General features: G+C 62.1%; 20 protein-coding genes and 1 pseudogene. 17 read left to right on the forward strand and 4 right to left on the reverse strand.

Annotated features, from left to right (window positions below):
- Positions 1–23 precede the first annotated feature (23 nt).
- Positions 24–950, reverse strand: coding sequence for a peptidylprolyl isomerase (locus tag ACP7BV_RS08880; protein ID WP_426103451.1), 927 nt, complete (start codon positions 948–950; stop codon positions 24–26).
- A 168-nt stretch (positions 951–1,118) separates the two neighbouring features.
- On the opposite strand from ACP7BV_RS08880, the gene ACP7BV_RS08885 reads away from it, so the two are divergent.
- From ACP7BV_RS08885 to aspS, 3 genes are read left to right on the forward strand one after another with little or no spacing between them, the layout of a single operon-like run.
- Complete coding sequence (locus tag ACP7BV_RS08885; RefSeq protein WP_426103452.1) at positions 1,119–1,436, forward strand: FmdB family zinc ribbon protein; 318 nt, start codon at positions 1,119–1,121, stop codon at positions 1,434–1,436.
- Between the two features lie 34 nt (positions 1,437–1,470).
- Positions 1,471–2,073: a DUF502 domain-containing protein gene (locus tag ACP7BV_RS08890; protein WP_426103453.1), complete on the forward strand. Its 603-nt coding sequence runs from the start codon at positions 1,471–1,473 to the stop codon at positions 2,071–2,073.
- Positions 2,074–2,103: 30 nt separating this feature from the next.
- A complete protein-coding gene (gene aspS / locus ACP7BV_RS08895; protein WP_426103597.1) occupies positions 2,104–3,900 on the forward strand; it encodes an aspartate--tRNA ligase in 1,797 nt (598 codons plus the stop codon).
- Positions 3,901–4,043: 143 nt separating this feature from the next.
- On the opposite strand, the gene ACP7BV_RS08900 is transcribed toward aspS, so the two are convergent.
- On the reverse strand, positions 4,044–4,736 hold the full coding sequence (locus ACP7BV_RS08900) for a hypothetical protein (protein WP_426103454.1): 693 nt from the start codon (positions 4,734–4,736) through the stop codon (positions 4,044–4,046).
- A gap of 335 nt (positions 4,737–5,071) precedes the next feature.
- On the opposite strand from ACP7BV_RS08900, the gene nudB reads away from it, so the two are divergent.
- The 4 genes from nudB to ACP7BV_RS08920 are packed head-to-tail and all read left to right on the forward strand — an operon-like array spanning position 5,072 to position 6,926.
- Complete coding sequence (gene nudB / locus ACP7BV_RS08905) at positions 5,072–5,515, forward strand: dihydroneopterin triphosphate diphosphatase (RefSeq protein WP_426103455.1); 444 nt, start codon at positions 5,072–5,074, stop codon at positions 5,513–5,515.
- A gap of 42 nt (positions 5,516–5,557) precedes the next feature.
- Positions 5,558–6,307: a substrate-binding periplasmic protein gene (locus ACP7BV_RS08910; protein WP_426103456.1), complete on the forward strand. Its 750-nt coding sequence runs from the start codon at positions 5,558–5,560 to the stop codon at positions 6,305–6,307.
- Positions 6,282–6,605: a hypothetical protein gene (locus ACP7BV_RS08915; protein ID WP_426103457.1), complete on the forward strand. Its 324-nt coding sequence runs from the start codon at positions 6,282–6,284 to the stop codon at positions 6,603–6,605. Before ACP7BV_RS08910 ends, ACP7BV_RS08915 begins: the two co-directional genes overlap by 26 nt.
- A gap of 42 nt (positions 6,606–6,647) precedes the next feature.
- Positions 6,648–6,926, forward strand: a complete 279-nt coding sequence (locus ACP7BV_RS08920) for a hypothetical protein (protein WP_426103458.1) — start codon at positions 6,648–6,650, stop codon at positions 6,924–6,926.
- Positions 6,927–7,026: 100 nt separating this feature from the next.
- Here the strand turns inward: ACP7BV_RS08920 and ACP7BV_RS08925 are convergent, their stop codons facing one another.
- Positions 7,027–7,443: a hypothetical protein gene (locus ACP7BV_RS08925; RefSeq protein ID WP_426103602.1), complete on the reverse strand. Its 417-nt coding sequence runs from the start codon at positions 7,441–7,443 to the stop codon at positions 7,027–7,029.
- 169 nt (positions 7,444–7,612) lie between these two features.
- A pseudogene (locus ACP7BV_RS08930) lies at positions 7,613–8,023 on the reverse strand (acyl-CoA dehydrogenase family protein); the annotation flags it as partial.
- A gap of 75 nt (positions 8,024–8,098) precedes the next feature.
- Between ACP7BV_RS08930 and ssuE the strand changes: the two are divergent.
- The 10 genes from ssuE (at position 8,099) to ACP7BV_RS08980 (ending at position 17,515) form a co-directional block, all read left to right on the forward strand.
- Complete coding sequence (ssuE, locus tag ACP7BV_RS08935; RefSeq protein ID WP_426103459.1) at positions 8,099–8,671, forward strand: NADPH-dependent FMN reductase; 573 nt, start codon at positions 8,099–8,101, stop codon at positions 8,669–8,671.
- A complete protein-coding gene (locus ACP7BV_RS08940) occupies positions 8,668–9,657 on the forward strand; it encodes a sulfonate ABC transporter substrate-binding protein (protein ID WP_426103460.1) in 990 nt (329 codons plus the stop codon). Before ssuE ends, ACP7BV_RS08940 begins: the two co-directional genes overlap by 4 nt.
- Positions 9,658–9,672: 15 nt before the next feature.
- Complete coding sequence (gene ssuD, locus ACP7BV_RS08945; RefSeq protein ID WP_426103461.1) at positions 9,673–10,821, forward strand: FMNH2-dependent alkanesulfonate monooxygenase; 1,149 nt, start codon at positions 9,673–9,675, stop codon at positions 10,819–10,821.
- A gap of 1 nt (position 10,822) precedes the next feature.
- Positions 10,823–11,602, forward strand: coding sequence for an aliphatic sulfonate ABC transporter permease SsuC (gene ssuC / locus ACP7BV_RS08950; protein WP_426103462.1), 780 nt, complete (start codon positions 10,823–10,825; stop codon positions 11,600–11,602).
- Positions 11,603–11,614: 12 nt separating this feature from the next.
- Complete coding sequence (locus tag ACP7BV_RS08955; protein ID WP_426103463.1) at positions 11,615–12,385, forward strand: ATP-binding cassette domain-containing protein; 771 nt, start codon at positions 11,615–11,617, stop codon at positions 12,383–12,385.
- A gap of 66 nt (positions 12,386–12,451) precedes the next feature.
- Entirely contained in the window at positions 12,452–13,267 is an 816-nt protein-coding gene (locus ACP7BV_RS08960) for an endonuclease/exonuclease/phosphatase family protein (RefSeq protein WP_426103464.1), read from the forward strand.
- 26 nt (positions 13,268–13,293) lie between these two features.
- A complete protein-coding gene (locus ACP7BV_RS08965) occupies positions 13,294–14,454 on the forward strand; it encodes a phospholipase D-like domain-containing protein (protein ID WP_426103465.1) in 1,161 nt (386 codons plus the stop codon).
- Positions 14,455–14,479: 25 nt separating this feature from the next.
- The gene (locus tag ACP7BV_RS08970) at positions 14,480–14,854 is read left to right on the forward strand and encodes an RNA-binding S4 domain-containing protein (RefSeq protein WP_426103466.1); all 375 of its coding nucleotides are present in this window, start codon (positions 14,480–14,482) and stop codon (positions 14,852–14,854) included.
- 169 nt (positions 14,855–15,023) lie between these two features.
- Entirely contained in the window at positions 15,024–15,623 is a 600-nt protein-coding gene (locus ACP7BV_RS08975; protein WP_426103467.1) for a TetR/AcrR family transcriptional regulator, read from the forward strand.
- 101 nt (positions 15,624–15,724) lie between these two features.
- Positions 15,725–17,515: an acyl-CoA dehydrogenase C-terminal domain-containing protein gene (locus tag ACP7BV_RS08980; RefSeq protein WP_426103468.1), complete on the forward strand. Its 1,791-nt coding sequence runs from the start codon at positions 15,725–15,727 to the stop codon at positions 17,513–17,515.
- Positions 17,516–17,668 lie beyond the last annotated feature (153 nt).

Here is a 17,668-nt window from a genome sequence, read left to right on the forward strand (position 1 = left end):
CGGGCTTTTGCGCTTCTAGTGGCTTAGTGCGGCAGTGCTGCAGGTGCTGGTGCCGCTGCGGGCGCTGCCCCCGGCGCAACTGCCGGCGTTGCAGGCTGTCCAACGATATCGATCTTGGCCTTGGCCTTCATGTCGTCAAAGAACGTCTTCAGGTTCTGGCGCTGGATCTGCTGCTTGAGCTGCTCCGACACTTGCTCCATCGGTGGCGGCGTCAGCGCGCGCGAATCGTCGAGCACGATCACGTGGTAGCCGAACTGCGACTTGATCGGCGCTTCGGTGAACTTGCCTTTTTCCAGCTTGGCGACAGCGGCGCCAAATTCAGGCACCATGCCGGCCGGGTTAAACCAGCCCAGGTCGCCACCGTTGGCCTTCGAACCCGGATCCATTGACTTTTCCTTGGCCAGTGCGGCAAAAGACTTGATGTCTTTTTTCAGCTTGGCGATGATGTCTTTCGCTTCCGCTTCGCTCGCTACCAGGATGTGGCGCGCCTTGTATTCGTTGCCGCCAGCCTTGGCATTGAGCTTGTCGTACTCGGCCTTGACCATGGCATCGGTCACCGGATGGGCCTTGATGTAGTCCTGTACGAAAGCCTGGGCCAGTACCGACTGCTTCAGGATTTCCAGCTGGCGTACCGTTTCGGGCGCCTTGTCCAGGCCTTTTTTCTGGCCTTCGGCGGCAACCATGGTCTGCATGGCCAGGTTGTCGATGATCGCCTTGCGCAGTTCCGGGCTGTCCGGCTGGCCTTGGGCGGTACGCTCCTTGACCATCATCTCGACGGTGGCCGCGTAAATCGGCGTGCCGTTGACCGTAGCGGCAACCTTGTTATCGCTGGCGCCAGCGCTGGCAGGCGCGGTGGCGGTGGCGGTTACGGGTGCGCCGTCCACTTTTTTGGTGCATGCCGACAATGCCAGCACGGAGGCGGCGCCGATCATCAAAACGCGAGACTTCATCAACATCGTGAGATTCCTTATTTAAGTTAGCCCGGCTCATGCCGGCGCAGCAGGTCCGCATCTTACCAGCTTGCGCGGGCAATGGACTGTCCAGGTCGCCGAGTTTATGCTGGCAGCCTTAAAAAAGGCTTATAATTCAGGGTTTTGACGATTTTTGCGGAGTATTCAATGCCGATTTACGCTTACCGCTGCGATGAATGCGGTTTTGCCAAAGATGTACTGCAGAAGATTTCAGACCCGGTGTTGACGGTCTGCCTGTCTTGTGGAAAGCCATCTTTCAAGAAACAACTGACCGCCGCCGGCTTCCAGCTCAAGGGTACGGGCTGGTACGCCACCGACTTCCGCGGCGGCGCTGCGCCGTCCACGGCCATCCCGACCGGTCCGGCCGAAGCGGGCGCGCCAGCAGCCCCCGCAGCCAAGGAGGCAACGCCCGCCGCGGCGGCGGCTGCCCCGACGACAGCCACGCCTGGCAGCGGGACGGCCTGAAGCAATCGTCGCCCCACCTTGATCGAGAGTGTTAATGCGTAAATATTTCATCACCGGCTTGCTGATCCTGGTTCCGTTCGGCATCACCGTGTGGGTGCTCAGCTCGGTCATTGCGATTATGGACCAGTCGCTGCTGTTGCTGCCTGCCGCCTGGCAAAAGCCGCATATCGGCAGCTACAACATCCACGGCCTGGGCGCGATCCTGACGGTGGCCATTGTGTTCGTTACCGGTTTGCTGTGCAATAACCTGATCGGCAACTACCTGGTGCGGCTGTGGGAACGCCTGCTGCATCGCATTCCCGTGGTCAGTTCGCTCTACGGCAGCGTCAAGCAAGTGTCCGACACCTTGTTTTCGTCGTCCGGCAATGCGTTTCGCAAGGCTGTGCTGCTGCCGTATCCGCACGAGCACAGCTATACAATCGGCTTTCTGACCGGCGTGCCCGGCGGCGACGTCAAGAACTACCTGAGCGGCGACTACGTGAGCGTGTACGTGCCCACCACACCCAACCCCACCTCCGGATTTTTCCTGATGATGGAACGCAGCCGCGTGGTCGAACTCGACATGACGGTCGACGCCGCATTGAAGTATATCGTCTCGATGGGCGTCGTCGCTCCCGAGCATTTGCCAACCAAATAATTAACCTAGACTGAAAATAATATGTCCTCGATGCGTACAAACTACTGCGGCCTTGTCACTGAAGAATCGCTCGGCCAAACCGTCAGCCTGTGCGGCTGGGTTCATCGCGTGCGCGACCATGGTGGCGTCATTTTCATCGACCTGCGCGACCGCGAAGGCCTGGTGCAGGTGGTTTGCAATCCCGGCAACGCCGACATGTTCAAGGTCGCCTCCACGGTACGCAACGAGTACTGCCTGCGCATCACCGGCGTGGTGACCGAGCGGATCGGCAACACCGTCAATGTCAACCTCAAGTCAGGCAAGATCGAAGTCGTCGCCAGCGCCGTGGAAGTGCTCAACGCGTCGGTGCCGGTGCCGTTCCAGATGGACGACGACAACCTGTCCGAGACCACCCGCCTGACGCACCGCGTGCTCGATTTGCGTCGTCCGCAAATGCAGAACAACCTGCGCCTGCGCTACAAGGTGACGATGGAAGTGCGCAAGTACCTCGACAACCTGGGTTTCATCGACATCGAAACGCCGATGCTCACCAAGTCGACCCCGGAAGGCGCGCGCGACTACCTGGTGCCGTCGCGTGTCAACGCGGGCAGCTTTTTTGCCTTGCCGCAGTCGCCGCAGCTGTTCAAGCAGCTGCTGATGGTCGCCAACTTCGACCGCTACTACCAGATCACCAAGTGCTTCCGTGACGAAGACTTGCGCGCCGACCGCCAGCCGGAATTTACCCAGATCGACTGCGAAACGTCGTTCCTGACCGAGCAGGAAATCCGCGACCTGTTCGAAGACATGATCCGCATCGTCTTCAAGAATACGCTGAACATCGACCTGCCAAACCCGTTCCCGGTGATGGACTTTGCCACTGCGATGGGCCTGTATGGCTCGGACAAGCCGGACATGCGCGTCAAACTCGCCTTTACCGACCTGACCGAAGTGATGAAGTCGGTCGAGTTCAAGGTATTTGCCGGCGCGGCCAACATGGTTGGCGGCCGCGTGGTCGGCATGCGCGTACCGCAAGGCGCGAGCATGCCGCGTTCCGAGATCGATGCCTATGACCAGTTCGTGCGCATCTATGGCGCCAAGGGCCTCGCTTACATCAAGGTCAACGAGAAAGCCAAGGGCCGTGACGGCTTGCAGTCGCCGATCGTCAAGAACCTTGACGACGCCGCGCTGGCCAAAATGATCGAGCTGACGGGCGCCGAAGACGGCGACCTGATTTTCTTCGGCGCCGACAAGGCCAAGGTCGTCAACGACGCCATCGGCGCGCTGCGCGTTAAAATCGGCCATTCTGACTTCGGCAAAAAGGCCGGCCTGTTCGACGACGTCTGGAAGCCATTGTGGGTGGTGGATTTCCCGATGTTCGACTACGACGAAGAGAGCGACCGCTGGACCGCGACGCACCACCCCTTCACGGCGCCGAAAGACGGCCACGAAGACATGCTCGAGACCAATCCGGGCGCCTGCATCGCCAAGGCTTACGACATGGTCTTGAACGGCTGGGAGCTGGGCGGCGGTTCGATCCGTATCCACCGCGAAGAAGTGCAGAGCAAAGTGTTCCGCGCTCTCAAGATCGATGCTGAAGAAGCGCAGCTCAAGTTTGGCTTCCTGCTCGACGCGCTGCAATACGGCGCGCCGCCGCATGGTGGCCTGGCCTTCGGCCTGGACCGGATTGTCACGATGATGACCGGTTCGGACTCGATCCGCGACGTGATCGCCTTCCCGAAAACCCAGCGCGCGCAATGCCTGCTGACCAATGCACCGTCCGAAGTCGACGAGAAGCAATTGCGCGAACTGCATATCCGCCTGCGCAACGCCGAGCCAAAAGTCGTCTAAGCAACATTTAAACGCATCTCAAACGGGGTCAGTTCCCCCATTGCGACACTGCCTCATCTGTAACGCTAGTGGAAACTACGTTACAGATGAGGCCGTGTCGCAATGGGGTAACTGACCCCGTTGGCGTTTGCGTTCGCGTGGGCTTAGCGCACTAGTGGGTTCGTTATCACGACAGTGTCCAGCCTCTTTTCAGCCGTCTTGAGTTCGGCGATGTCCCGCTCGAATTTGTTGTGCGGACCAGACAACGAGGCGTGGCGCAGCACGAGTTCCCCTTTGCTGGTAAATCTGGTCATGTACTTGACGTAGAAATTTCCGAGGTAGTTCAACTGGCCGGCCACAACTGTAATGTCGGGACTATCGTAGATCTGAAAGGTTTGTAAGTTCCGATAGTCGGCGCCGATCGCTATCTCTTTAATGCGATATTTCCCCGGCGGCACTGAGTGAATGAACAGGACTGGTGGGACGACATTCGGCTCGTGCGCAAGTTTGGTCTGCAGGTTGGGCACATCGCGGCCCGTGCTGAGATAAGTGATTTTTTTGCTGCCGTTGACGGCTTCAAGGTGAATGGTGGCGATGAGCCGTCCCATTTGCGCAAACTCCTGAATCGGCATCACGTACTCGAAACTGCTCGCTACCGCCCCCTGACCTTGCTCCATGACGGGCCGGGCAGGGTCGCCCAAGGGCGTGGCCAGCGGGTCGATGGCGTTGTCGATCGCCTTGATCGCGGCGCACCCCGCCAGTGTGGCCAACGCGGCCACGGTAATAAAGCGGCATGCTATGGAAACGCTGCGCCGAAGAGCGGGTGGGGTGCGCGTAGAAAAACTCGATTGAAACATGGGGCAGCTCCAGTGATGACGCGGCAATCTACGGGTGTGAGACGCGGTCGGTTTGATGCTTGGTTGAATGGATCCGGTGCGCCGGTGACCCGGCACAGCGTGTACCGGCAGTAGGCGTTGTTGAACTCGCGTCAGTATTGCACACTTGAAATATTCTTCAAAAGAAATCATTGATGTGGCCTGGAACCGGGGCGCCGGCACGACAGAGCGGAAAAATTTCTTCAGCAATGGCGCCATAGGCCTGACAACGACCGAGAGGCCTTTCAAGCCTTGGTCCAGCATCATCGCTGCAGTCGTAGTATTCTTGCGGTTCGTCCATTTTGCATGGAGCTACGTTGCACAAAATTCCCGAATCCGTCCTGGTCGTCATCCACACGCCCGCACTGGAAGTGCTGCTCATCGAGCGCGCCGACAAACCAGGCTTCTGGCAATCGGTCACCGGCTCGCTTGACGCCCCCGACGAACCGCTGCTTGCCACCGCCAGGCGCGAACTGTTCGAGGAAACCGGCATCGTCGCCGACGGGGAGATCATCGCCCTGCATGACTGGCATTTGTCCAACATCTACGAAATCTACCCCGTCTGGCGGCACCGCTATGCCCCCGGCGTCACTCACAACACCGAACACGTTTTCGGCGTGTGCGTCCCGCGCGACACGCCCATCATTCTCAGCCCGCGCGAACACTTGCAATACGCGTGGCTGCCCTACATGGCCGCCGCCGACCGCTGTTTTTCATCGTCCAACGCGGAAGCCATCCTCCAGTTGCCGCAACGCATGTAATTCCTCTGGCCCGCGTTGCCCTCTTGCGCTATCCTTGCGCCGATGAAGAGAACAACGCGCCGGCTAGCCATCCTGTCGCTGGCCTGCCTGTGCGCGGCCGGTGCCGCGGCCCGCCCGCGCCTGCACATCACCACCGAGAGTTCGCCGCCGTCGGCGATGATGGGCCAGTCCATGGTGATCGGCTTTGCGACCGAAAAAGTCCGGCGCATCATGGAACGTGTCGGCATCGATTACGAGATCGAGATGCTGCCCTGGAAGCGCGCCTACCTGCTGGCGCAAACCAAGACCAACACCTGCGTCTACTCCACCACCCGCGTGCCGGAGCGCGAAGCGCTGTTCAAGTGGATCGGCCCCACGCACGCAAACGACTGGACGCTGTTTGGCCGGGCCGATCGCCGCTACCGCATCGCCTCCATCGAAGACGCGCGCGCTTACCGCATCGGCGCCTACAACGGCGACGTGCGCAGCGAGGCGCTGATCGCCCAGGGCTTCATCGTCCACACCGTGCAGGACAAGCTGGCCAACCCGCGCAAGCTACTGGTCAACCGCATCGACCTGTGGGCCTCGAGCATGCGCGTTGGCAGCGCCATCGTGGCGGAAAATGGCTGGGGCGGGCAGATTGTGCCGGTGCTGACCTTCCGCCGCACCGAGCTTTACCTGGCCTGCAATCCGGGCTTGCCCGACGCGCTGGTGAGAAAAATGAACACTGCCCTGCGCGCGATGAACAGCGAAGGCGTGTCGGCAGTCATCGAGAAAAAATACCATTATGCCGGCACCGGTGTACAGCGCTAGCCTGTGCGCCGGGCTGCTGGCGGCCACGCTGATGCAGCCGGCGCTCGCGCTCAAACTGACGCTGACGGCGGAGACGACCTATCCGGCCGTGATGACGCAGGGCGCGCGCGTCACCGGCCACGCCGCCGAAAAAATCCATGAGATCATGCGCCGCACCGGCATCGACTACAGCATGGCGACCATGCCCTGGAAGCGCGCCTACACGCTGGCCGCGACGGCGCAGAACACCTGCGTGTTCATGACCAGCCGGACGCCGGAGCGGGAGCCGCTGTTCAAATGGATTGGCCCGATTTCGTAGGCCGACTGGGTGCTGTATGGATGCGCCGATCGCTATGCCATCATGCAAAGCGTGGAGCAGGCGCGCGGCCTGCGGATCAGTTCGTACAACGGCGACTCGCGCGGCCAGTGGCTGGCGGACCATGGCATGAACGTTGAATTTGTCCAGAACGACGAGTCCAATCCCAAGAAGCTGATGCTCGACCGGATCGACTTGTGGGCCAATAGCACCCGTTCATCGGGTCCGATGCCAGCCAGGCTGGGGTTGACGGGGAAGGTGGTGCCGCTGCTGACGTTCCATCAGGCCAAGCTGTACCTGGCTTGCAATCGCGCGCTGCCGTAGCCTGTGGCCGCGCGTATGAACGCAGCATTGCACGATATGGAAATGGACGGCACCTACCGGGCCATCGAACTCAGGTTCGACTACTTGCAGGCGCCATGAATCAGAGCGAGCGGTCCTCGATCAGCTCCAGCTTCCAGCAAGCGGACTTGCGGAAAAAGTAGGCTTTCTGGTAGCCGCGTTCCGTGTTGAAGATGGTGGCCTGGGCCTTGTCGGCGGTGATGGCATCGACCCGAAACGCTAGATGGTCGGCCTTGCGCTTGGCGGCCGACGGCAGCAGGGGGAAGCTCAGTTTCGCCTGGGGCAAGGCAACCTTGATTGCGCGCGGCTTTTCCGCCGAGTGGTCGAGCAGCACGTGGGCCAGCGGGTACTCGGTGAACGCCTTTTGCACGGCCGCGCTTTCGGCGTAGGCTTTGAAGAAGGGCTCGAACTTGTCCGATGGACAGGCAGGCGCGGCGGCAAAGGCCGGTTGCGCCAGCAGCAAGGCGATGGTCGCCGGCAACATCAAAAGAGCTTTCATGGTGGGAGCTTTCGATTGTAAAGATGCCAGACTTTAGCACTTTGCCGCCGGATTGCCCGCACAGGCGCCGCCCTGTCCCGTACCTGTACCTGCGCCGGCGTCCGTTCGTGCGCTGTTCGGGCGGATCGCAGGCATCGCCCCAGAACAGGCGCCGCGCCACCGTCGCCGTCAGCAGGCGTTCCTGCTGCGCCGCGCTGCCGGATTGCCGGATACCGGCCAGTTGCAGGTGGTGTAAGCCAAAAAGGTGGGCCAGTGCGCGGTCGGCCACCGCCAGGATGCGGATCACCTGATACACGGTCGGCCACGCGGCGCCCTGGCCGCCGAAGCGGACCGGAATCGACAGCGTGAGCAGACCGCTTTCGCGGATCAATTCACGTTCGGCGGCGCGGGCAAGTTGCGTGGCGAGCGCACTGGCGACGGCGACGGGATCGGGGAGCGCGATGGCATGCATGATGCAAGACCCTGAGGTAAGCGATGCGGCCAGTATTGCACCGGCGCCAGCCTGCCGGAACGAAGATTTGCGGCCTTCGATATGCGCAAAACGCTCGAACGGAAACCGCATATTCAAGCGTGAAAGCATTCGTTCGTATTTTCAGGCCTGCGCCGTACGCTGTAGCCATCCACTGACTGACAACCTACCCGGAACGGACACACCATGAGCGTATTACTATTGGGCGGAAGTCCCTCGGCTTCATCGAGCGGTGGCAGGCTGCTGCACTACATCGGCGACCGGCTGGTGGCGCAGGGCCATCGCTGCGCCCGGCTGCAAGTGCGCGACTTGCCGGCACAGGCCCTGCTGCATGGCGACACGCAGGACGCGGCCATTGCCGCAGCGCTGGCGCTGGTGCGCGAAGCGCGCGCCATCGTCATCGCCACCCCGGTCTACAAGGCGTCCTACACCGGCATCCTGAAAGCTTTCCTTGACCTGCTGCCGCAAGATGGGCTGGACGGCAAGCTGGTGCTGCCGCTGGCCACCGGCGGCAGCCAGTCACACATGCTGGTGCTCGACTACGCGCTGCGCCCGGTACTGGCGTCGCTCTCGCCACGCGCCATCTTGCCGGGCATTTACGCCACGTCGGCCCAGCTGCCGTGGAGCGTTGAAGGCGGCCTGGCGCCCGACGCGCCGATTGCTGCGCGCCTGGCACGTGGCGTGGCCCAGCTGTCGGCCGACCTCCACACCCTATCCCGGCTCTCGCAGCCCGACACTACGAAAGAGACTTGCACATGACTCACCATACCCGCCATACCCACCATACCGGCCAGCGCACCGCCCGCCGCCTGACCCTGGGACTGTTGTTTGCCGCTGCCGTCGGCGCCGGCCTGCCTGCCGGCGCCCAGGCCCAGGCCAGCAAGGAAGTGCGGATCGGTTACCAGAAATACGGCACGCTGACGCTGCTCAAAGGCCGCGCCACACTTGAAGCGCGGCTGGCGCAAAAGGGTATCACGGTCAAGTGGACCGAGTTTCCGGCAGGCCCGGTGCTGCTGGAAGGCTTGAACGTAGGCAGCATCGACTTTGGCACGGTGGGCGAGGCGCCGCCGATCTTCGCGCAGGCGGCCGGCGCCAATCTGGTCTACGTCGGCAACGAGCCGCCGTCGCCTGCGACCGAAGCGATCGTGGTGCCCAAGGACTCGGCGATTCGCAGCCTCGCCGACTTGAAAGGCAAGAAAATCGCCCTCAACAAAGGCTCGAACGTACACTACTTGCTGGTCAAGGCGCTGGAAAAGGCCGGCATCGACTACCACGATGTGCAGACCATTTTCCTGCCCCCGGCCGATGCCCGTGCTTCGTTCGAGCGCGGTGCGGTCGATGCCTGGGCGATCTGGGATCCGTTCCTGGCGGCCGCCGAAAAGCAGCTCGGCGCGCGCGTACTGGCCGACGGCAAGGGCCTGGTCGCCAATCACCAGTTCTACCTCGCCGCGCGCCCTTACGCGCAGGCCAACCAGGAAACGCTGCGCATCGTGCTCGACGAAGTGGCCAAGGTCGACGACTGGGGCCGCAAAAATCCAAAGGAGGTCAGCGCGATCCTGTCCAAACAGACCGGTCTCGAGCCGGCCGTGGTCGAGCTGGCGGCCAGCCGCTATTCCTATGGCGTCAAGCCGGTCAGCGCCGAAGTGGTCGTCGAACAGCAGAAGATCGCCGACGTCTTTGCGCGCCTCAAGCTGATCCCGAAAACCATCGTCGTCAAAGACGCGCAGCTGCCGTTCAAGCTGTAAGCACAGGAGTCTTCCATGTCACTCAATGTATTCTGGTTCATACCGACCCACGGCGACAGCCGCTATCTTGGCACCACGCAGGGCGCGCGCCCGGTCGATGCCGACTATCTCAAGCAGGTGGCAGTAGCCGCCGACACGCTCGGCTACGACGGCGTGCTGCTGCCCACCGGGCGCTCGTGCGAAGATGCCTGGGTGGTTGCATCGTCGCTGATCGCGGTCACCCAAAAGCTCAAGTTCCTGGTCGCGATCCGGCCGGGTTTGTCGAGCCCCGGCCTGTCGGTGCGGATGGCCTCCACCTTCGACCGCCTCTCCAACGGGCGCCTCTTGATCAACGTCGTCACCGGCGGCGACCAAGGCGAGCTGGAGGCGGACGGCGTGTTTGCCGATCACAGCAAGCGCTACGAAATTTCGGACGAATTCCTGCGCGTGTGGCGCGCCACGATGGCGGGCGAGGGTGGCGCTGCCGGCTATGATTTCGAGGGCAAGCACATCCAGGTCAAAGGCGCCAAGACCTTGTACCCGCCAGTGCAAAAGCCGTATCCGCCGCTGTACTTCGGCGGCTCGTCGGAACCGGCGCACGAACTGGCGGCCGAGCAAATGGACGTCTACCTGACCTGGGGCGAGCCGCCGGCCGCCGTGGCCGAAAAAATTGCCGACATTCGCGCCCGCGCCGCCAAACGGGGACGCACGCTGCGCTTCGGCATCCGATTGCACGTGATCGTGCGCGAAACCAACGAGGCGGCCTGGCGCGCGGCCGACGAATTGATCAGCCACCTGGACGACGACGTCATCGCCAAGGCGCAGGCCGCGTTCGCCAAGATGGATTCGGTCGGCCAGCGCCGCATGGCGGCCCTGCATGGCGGGCGGCGCGACCGGCTCGAAGTCTCGCCCAACCTGTGGGCGGGCGTGGGCCTGGTGCGCGGCGGTGCCGGCACCGCGCTGGTGGGCGACGCTGAAACGGTGGCCGCGCGCATGCAGGAATACGCCGATCTTGGCATCGACACCTTCATCCTGTCGGGCTACCCGCACCTGGAAGAATCGTACCGCTTCGCCGAGCTGGTGTTCCCGCTGCTGGGCAAGGGCAAGGCACATGGCGAGCAATCGATCAGCGGCCCGTTTGGCGAAATGATGGCCAGCGATATCAAGCCGCAGAAGGCGGCCTGAGATGGCGCCCCGCGTACCAGAACCGGCGCGCGCGTCGCTGCTGGCGCCGTGGGCGGTGCCGCTGACGCTGGTCGTGGCCTGGCAGGTGGCGGCGCAAGGGGGCTGGCTGTCGAGCCGCATCTTGCCCGAACCGTGGGCCGTGGCCAAGGCGTTCTGGACGCTCGCCGCGTCCGGCGAACTGTGGGTGCACTTGCGCACGAGCCTGTGGCGCGCGGCGAGCGGCTTTGCCATCGGCGGCGGTCTGGGTCTGCTGCTCGGCCTGTTGAACGGCAGCGTCAAGCGCGCCGAGACGCTGCTCGACACCACCTTGCAAATGATCCGCAACATCCCGGCGCTGGCCCTGATCCCGCTGGTCATCCTGTGGTTCGGCATTGACGAGACGGCCAAGCTGTTCTTGCTGGCCATTGGCGTGTTCTTCCCGGTTTACCTGAATACCTTCCACGGCATTCGCTCGGCCGACCAGGGCCTCATTGAAATGGCGCGCAGCTATGGCGTGGCGGGCTGGCCGCTGTACCGCGACGTGATTTTGCCGGCCGCGCTGCCGTCGATCCTGGTGGGGGTGCGCTTTTCGCTGGGGCTGGTGTGGGTGCTGCTGATCGTGGCCGAGACCATTTCGGCCCAGTCGGGGATCGGCTACATGACAATGAATGCGCGCGAATTCCTGCAGACCGACATCGTCCTGGTCGGCATCTTGCTGTACGCGCTGCTGGGCAAGGGCGCCGACCTGTTCTCGCGCGCACTGGAACGTTATTTCCTGCGCTGGAATCCGGCTTACCGCTAACCAAGGGACCCCATGCATAATACCCGTATCGAAAAAGACACCGTGCGCGCCGCCGCGCCGGCCGAACATGGCGTGAGCCTGGTGCTGGCCGGCGCCAGCAAGGCGTATGCCGCGCGCACCGTGCTGGACAATATCGACCTGCGCCTCGCGCCCGGCGAATTTGTCGCCGTCATCGGGCGCAGCGGCTGCGGCAAGAGCACGCTGCTGCGCGCCATCGCCGGACTCGAACAGCTCGACGCCGGTACCGTGTCGATCGGCGACGGCGGGAGCAAGCCGGAAGTGCGCATCATGTTCCAGGAAGCGCGCCTGCTGCCCTGGAAAAGTGTGATCGATAACGTCGCGCTGGGCTTGACCGGTGCGACCGCGCGCGTGTCCGAAGCGCTGGCCACGGTCGGCCTGCGCGAGCGCGCGCGCGAATGGCCGGCCGTGCTCTCGGGTGGACAGCGCCAGCGCGTGGCCCTGGCGCGTGCGCTGGTGCACGCGCCGCGCCTGCTGCTGCTCGACGAGCCGCTTGGCGCGCTCGATGCGCTGACCCGGATCGACATGCAGCAGCTGATCGAAGCGCTGTGGATTGAGCAGGGTTTTACCGCCGTGCTGGTCACGCACGACGTGACGGAGGCGCTGGCGCTGGCCGACCGCGTGCTGCTGATCGAGGATGGCCGCATTGGCCTGGACTTGCGGGTGGAACTGCCGCGCGGGGCGCGGCGCGGTTCGGCCGCCTTTGCTGCACTCGAACAGCAGGTCCTGGCGCGGGTGCTGGGACGGCAGGTGCAATCTGGCTAAGGAGACAAGTTGCGCACGATAGAGTTTCTTCTGAAGAACTCTGGCTGATGGGGTTAGAATGTTCCTATGAAGATTCGTGTCGCCACCTACAACATCCATAAAGGCGTGTCCTCCATCCGGAGCACACCCCGCGTACTTGCCCTCAAAAAGGCCATCGGCGAATTCGGCGCCGACGTCGTGTTCCTGCAAGAAGTGCAAGGGCGGCACGATCGCTTGTCCGGCAAGTTTGGCGAGGAAAGCCGCGGCCACCGCCATTGGCCCGACGCGTCCCAGCACGAGTACCTGGCCGACGACCTGCATGGCCACGCGGCCTATGGCATGAACGCCGTCTACGACCATGGCCACCACGGCAACGCCCTGCTTAGCTCGTATCCGATCGAAAACTCGCACAACCACGACGTTTCCGACCACGCGTACGAGCAGCGCGGCATCTTGCACTGCGTGATCAATACCGCATCGAGTCCGATCCACTGCTTCGTGGTCCACCTTGGGCTGTTCGAGTCCGGCCGCGGACGCCAGACCCAGGCGCTGATCGATTGCGTCAACGCGTCGGCTGCGAACGGCGAACCGGTGATCATCGCCGGCGACTTCAATGACTGGCGCAACACGCTCAGCGGCAAGCTGCGCGATGCGCTCGGCGTGGTGGAAGTGTTCGACGAGCTGGGCAAAACCTCGAAAATCGGCGACCTGGTGCGCAACCTGTCAGGGCGCGAAAAGATCATTCATCCAGCGCGCACGTTCCCGGCCGCACTGCCATGGTTCCGCCTCGACCGCATTTATGTGCGCGGCTTCAAGGTCGATACCGCACAGGTGTTGCATGGTACTTTATGGGCCAAGCTGTCGGACCACGCCCCGATCGTCGCCAATCTCAAACTGGCGTGAGAAACTGCAAGCAACCCTGAAGCACTATGCGTTCGGTTAATCTTGTTGCCCACAACGACATCACGCTGCTGGAAACCGGTCTCGCACTGTTTCCGGCCATGCTGGCCGCCATCGAAGGCGCCCAGTATGAAATCTATTTTGAAACCTACATTTTTGCCGATGACGCCACCGGCCGCGCCGTCGAGCAGGCACTGATTGCGGCCAGCCGGCGCGGCGTGCGCGTGCGCGTCGTCACCGACTGGTTCGGGACCGGCGGCAAACAGTGCACGCGCCTGGGCATCGCCTTTGCCGCCGCAGGGGTGCGCTACCGCGCCTTTAACGCCTGGTTCAAGCGCGGCGTGGCCCGCACCCACCGCAAGATCACCGTCGTCGACCGCGAAGTGGCCTATGTCGGCGGGATCAACATCAACGATGACTGGTATTGCGACTATGACGCGACCAAGCGCCTGCCGGCCCCGCGCTGGGATTTTGCCGCACAAATTCGCGGCCCGCTGGTCGCCACCATCCACCATGAAATGCAGGCCCAGTGGGCCCGGGTAGGGCGCCTGGGCCTGATCAAGCGCATCGGCCTGTTTCGCGAAATGCGCCAGCAGCAGCTGCCCGACGGCGACAAGCCGATGCTGGCCGCCTTTATCGTGCGCGACAGCCTGCGCAACCGCCACACGATCCAGCGCGCTTACCTGCAAGCCATCGGCCGCGCCAAGAAAAGCATTTTGCTGGTCAATCCGTATTTCGCGCCGGGGCACAAATTTCGCAAGGCGCTGGCAGTGGCCGGCCAGCGCGGGGTCGAGGTCAAGCTCCTGATCGGCGTGGGCGAGATCACGCTGCAAGACATGGTGGCGCGCTCGTTCTACCCCAAGCTGCTTGCCGCCGGCGTCAAAGTCTACGAGTACCGCAAGACCCAGCTGCACGCCAAGGTGGCGGTGATCGACGAGGACTGGTCGACCGTAGGTTCAAGCAACTGCGACGGCCTGTCGCTGTTTTTGAACCAGGAAGCGAACATCGTCGTCAAGGACGTCGGCTTTGCCACGGTGATGCGCGAGCGGATTCAAAAAGGCCTGGCCGAGGGCGTGCCGATCTGCGCGGAAGAATTCGAACACGTGGGCTGGTGGCGCCGCACCGGCTACGGGACGGCGTATTTTTTCTATAGAATGGCGATGCGGATCTTCGCAATCGGTTACGCTTGACCGACATGGACAACGATGGACAACGATGGATAACGTACGCATCGACAAGTGGCTCTGGGCCGCGCGCTTTTTTAAAACCCGTTCGCTGGCGACCGACGCCGTCGACACTGGCCGGGTGCGCCTGGAAGGCGAGCGCATCAAGCCGGCCCGCGCGGTAAAGATTGACGACAAGCTATTAATCGACAATGGCGCGGAACTGTGGGAAGTGCGCGTGCTGGGCATTTCCGACGTGCGCGGCGCGGCGCCAATCGCCCGTCTTCTCTATGATGAAACCCATGAAAGCGTGGCCAAACGCGAGCACGACCATGAGGCGCGCAAGCTCTACCGCGAGCCCGGCACCACCATCAAGGGCCGTCCCACCAAGCGCGACCGCCGCGCCCTCTCCAAGGCCAGCGAATAAGCGAGCAAATGGTCGTTATTGGTGCGGCGCACCAATAGAACATCACTTCTAAGTTCCCGTTTGACATTTACTCGGTAGTGGATAATAGTACGAGCGTTCAGATTTCATTTGCGCATGCGTCATTTCCAACCAAACAGCGAGTAAGCTTATTAACACTTCAGCCAAATTCATGCGCAAGGGCGAGCTCACCAGAGCTGCAATCCTCGATGTCGCGCTCGACCTCGCCAGCCGCGAAGGTCTGGAAGGCCTCACCATAGGTCTTCTTGCCGACAAGATGAACATGAGCAAATCCGGCGTTTTCGCCCACTTCGGTTCGCGCGAGGATTTGCAGATGGAAGTGCTCAAGCTGTACCACCACCGCTTCGAGCAGGAAGTGTTTTTCCCCTCCGTCAAGGAAGCGCGCGGCATCGCCCGTTTGACGTCGATGTACGCGCGCTGGATCAAGCGCGTGAGCGTTGAAATCGCCTCCGGCTGCATCTATATTAGTGGCGCCGTCGAATACGACGACCGTCCGGGTCCGATCCGCGAGGAGCTGGTCTCGATGGTGCGTGCTTGGCAGGGGGCGCTGCTGCGCTGTGTCGAGCAGTCGATTGAAATCGGCGACCTGAAAGCGGACACCGACGCCGGCCAGATGGTCTACGAAATGTACGGCCTGATTCTGGCCCTGCACCACGATGCGCGCTTTTTGCGCATGCCGGGCAGCGTGGACCGCGCACGCACGGGCTTTGAACGCCTGATCATGAATTACCAGAATACCGCAGCCCAGTAAGCAGCTTCACCACGTCACTTCAATAACACTTTACGAACACCCCGCCCGGTATGGCATTTTGCCCGCCGGGTCATCAATCAAAAGATCGTCAGGAGAAAATCATGGGTCAATACGTCGCGCCAATCCGGGACATGCAGTTTTTGCTGCACGAATTCCTCAACGTCACCGACGAATTGAAGCAGATGCCGAAATTCGAAGACGTTGACACCGACATCATCAACCAGGTGCTGGAAGAAGGCGCCAAGTTCACCCAGAACGTGCTGTTCCCGCTGAACCATTCGGGCGACCGCGAAGGCTGCCATTTCGACGCGGCCAGCAAGTCGGTCACCACGCCAAAAGGCTTCAAGGAAGCCTACAAGCAGTACGTCGAAGGCGGCTGGGCTGCGCTCGCGTGCGATCCGCAATACGGCGGCCAGGGTTTGCCGATCGTGGTGAACAACTCGTTCTACGAGATGCTCAACTCGTCCAACCAGGCCTGGTCGATGTATCCCGGCCTGTCGCACGGCGCCTACGAGTGCCTGCTCGAGCACGGTACCGAAGAACAGAAAAAAACCTACCTGCCGAAGCTTGTTTCCGGCGAGTGGACCGGCACCATGTGCCTGACCGAATCGCATTGCGGCACCGACCTTGGCATGCTGCGCTCCAAGGCGCTGCCACAGGAAGACGGTTCCTGGTCGATCACCGGCTCGAAGATCTTCATCTCGGCGGGCGAGCACGATATGTCCGAAAACATCATCCACCTGGTGCTGGCCCGCGTGCCTGACGCGCCGGAAGGCTCGAAAGGCATTTCGCTGTTCCTGGTGCCGAAATTCCTGCCCAACGCTGACGGTTCGGTTGGCGAGCGCAATGGCATTGCCTGCGGCGCGATCGAAGAAAAAATGGGCATCCATGGCAACTCGACCTGCCAGATGAACCTGGACGGCGCCAAAGGCTGGATCATCGGCCAGCCGAACAAGGGTTTGAACGCCATGTTCGTGTTCATGAACGCGGCCCGCCTGGGCGTTGGCATGCAGTCGCTGGGCCTGACCGAAGTGGCGTACCAGAACGCGCTGGTCTATGCCAAGGACCGCATCCAGATGCGCAGCCTGTCGGGCGTAAAAGCGCCGGACAAGCAGGCCGACCCGATCATCGTGCACGCCGACGTGCGCCGCATGCTGCTCACGGCCAAGGCCTACGCCGAAGGCGCGCGCGCTTTCTCGTCGTATGTCGCGCTCAAGATCGACCAGGAACTGAACCATACCGACGAAGACGTACGCAAGGAAGCGGCCGACGAAGTTGCGCTGCTCACACCAATCATCAAGGCCTTCATTACCGACAACGCCTGGGTGGCGACGTCGGAAGCCATGCAAGTCTACGGCGGCCACGGCTACATCTCGGAGTGGGGCATGGAGCAGTACGTGCGCGACGCGCGCATCAACATGATTTACGAAGGCACCAACACGATTCAGGCGCTCGACCTGCTCGGTCGCAAGGTCCTGATGGACAACGGCGCCAAGCTGCGCAAGTTCGGCGGGAAGATCAAGGCCTTCGTTGAAGACAACGGCACCGATGAAGCGCTGTCCGAGTTCATCACGCCGCTGGGCGACTTGGGCGACAAGGTCACCAAGCTGACCATGGAAATTGGCATGAAGGCGTTCCAGAATCCGGACGAAGTGGGCGCCGCCGCTGTGCCTTACCTGCGCGTTGTCGGCCACCTGATCTACAGCTACTTTTTCGCCCAGATGGCGAAGATCGCGCTGGCCAAGGAAGACTCGGGCGACAATTTTTACAAAGCCAAACTGGCCACGGCACGCTTTTACTTTGCACGCCTGCAGCCCGAGACGGCAATGCTGATTCGCCAGGCACGTTCGGGTTCGGCCAATCTGATGGCGCTTGACGCTGATTTGTTTTAAGACACCAGCTACTGCATTTCGGCCCGCGCCTCACGCACATCTTCCTCGCGAACGCAGGGATCCAGTTTCGCTGGTTCGCTACGAACTTGGGTCCCCGCTTGCGCGAGGACAATGTGGCGGGGGAGCGGGGACCGCGTGAAACAGACGCATTTA

This window comes from Massilia sp. TSP1-1-2 (assembly GCF_049896185.1).
In the GTDB taxonomy this organism is placed as follows: domain Bacteria; phylum Pseudomonadota; class Gammaproteobacteria; order Burkholderiales; family Burkholderiaceae_D; genus Telluria_A.

Bases quoted from the DNA above. Each gene is read 5' to 3' on its own strand.
- ACP7BV_RS08960 (WP_426103464.1), top strand. From the start codon at position 12,452: ATGAAGATTCGTGTCGCCACCTACAACATCCATAAAGGCGTGTCCTCC.
- ACP7BV_RS08890 (WP_426103453.1), top strand. From the start codon at position 1,471: ATGCGTAAATATTTCATCACCGGCTTGCTGATCCTGGTTCCGTTCGGC.
- ssuD (WP_426103461.1), top strand. From the start codon at position 9,673: ATGTCACTCAATGTATTCTGGTTCATACCGACCCACGGCGACAGCCGC.
- ACP7BV_RS08980 (WP_426103468.1), top strand. From the start codon at position 15,725: ATGGGTCAATACGTCGCGCCAATCCGGGACATGCAGTTTTTGCTGCAC.
- ACP7BV_RS08970 (WP_426103466.1), top strand. From the start codon at position 14,480: ATGGATAACGTACGCATCGACAAGTGGCTCTGGGCCGCGCGCTTTTTT.
- ACP7BV_RS08975 (WP_426103467.1), top strand. From the start codon at position 15,024: ATGCGCAAGGGCGAGCTCACCAGAGCTGCAATCCTCGATGTCGCGCTC.
- aspS (WP_426103597.1), top strand. From the start codon at position 2,104: ATGCGTACAAACTACTGCGGCCTTGTCACTGAAGAATCGCTCGGCCAA.
- ACP7BV_RS08915 (WP_426103457.1), top strand. From the start codon at position 6,282: ATGCCGGCACCGGTGTACAGCGCTAGCCTGTGCGCCGGGCTGCTGGCG.
- ssuC (WP_426103462.1), top strand. From the start codon at position 10,823: ATGGCGCCCCGCGTACCAGAACCGGCGCGCGCGTCGCTGCTGGCGCCG.
- ACP7BV_RS08900 (WP_426103454.1), bottom strand. From the start codon at position 4,736: ATGTTTCAATCGAGTTTTTCTACGCGCACCCCACCCGCTCTTCGGCGC.
- ACP7BV_RS08940 (WP_426103460.1), top strand. From the start codon at position 8,668: ATGACTCACCATACCCGCCATACCCACCATACCGGCCAGCGCACCGCC.
- ACP7BV_RS08910 (WP_426103456.1), top strand. From the start codon at position 5,558: ATGAAGAGAACAACGCGCCGGCTAGCCATCCTGTCGCTGGCCTGCCTG.
- ACP7BV_RS08880 (WP_426103451.1), bottom strand. From the start codon at position 950: ATGAAGTCTCGCGTTTTGATGATCGGCGCCGCCTCCGTGCTGGCATTG.
- ssuE (WP_426103459.1), top strand. From the start codon at position 8,099: ATGAGCGTATTACTATTGGGCGGAAGTCCCTCGGCTTCATCGAGCGGT.
- ACP7BV_RS08920 (WP_426103458.1), top strand. From the start codon at position 6,648: ATGCAAAGCGTGGAGCAGGCGCGCGGCCTGCGGATCAGTTCGTACAAC.
- ACP7BV_RS08955 (WP_426103463.1), top strand. From the start codon at position 11,615: ATGCATAATACCCGTATCGAAAAAGACACCGTGCGCGCCGCCGCGCCG.
- ACP7BV_RS08965 (WP_426103465.1), top strand. From the start codon at position 13,294: ATGCGTTCGGTTAATCTTGTTGCCCACAACGACATCACGCTGCTGGAA.
- ACP7BV_RS08925 (WP_426103602.1), bottom strand. From the start codon at position 7,443: ATGAAAGCTCTTTTGATGTTGCCGGCGACCATCGCCTTGCTGCTGGCG.
- ACP7BV_RS08885 (WP_426103452.1), top strand. From the start codon at position 1,119: ATGCCGATTTACGCTTACCGCTGCGATGAATGCGGTTTTGCCAAAGAT.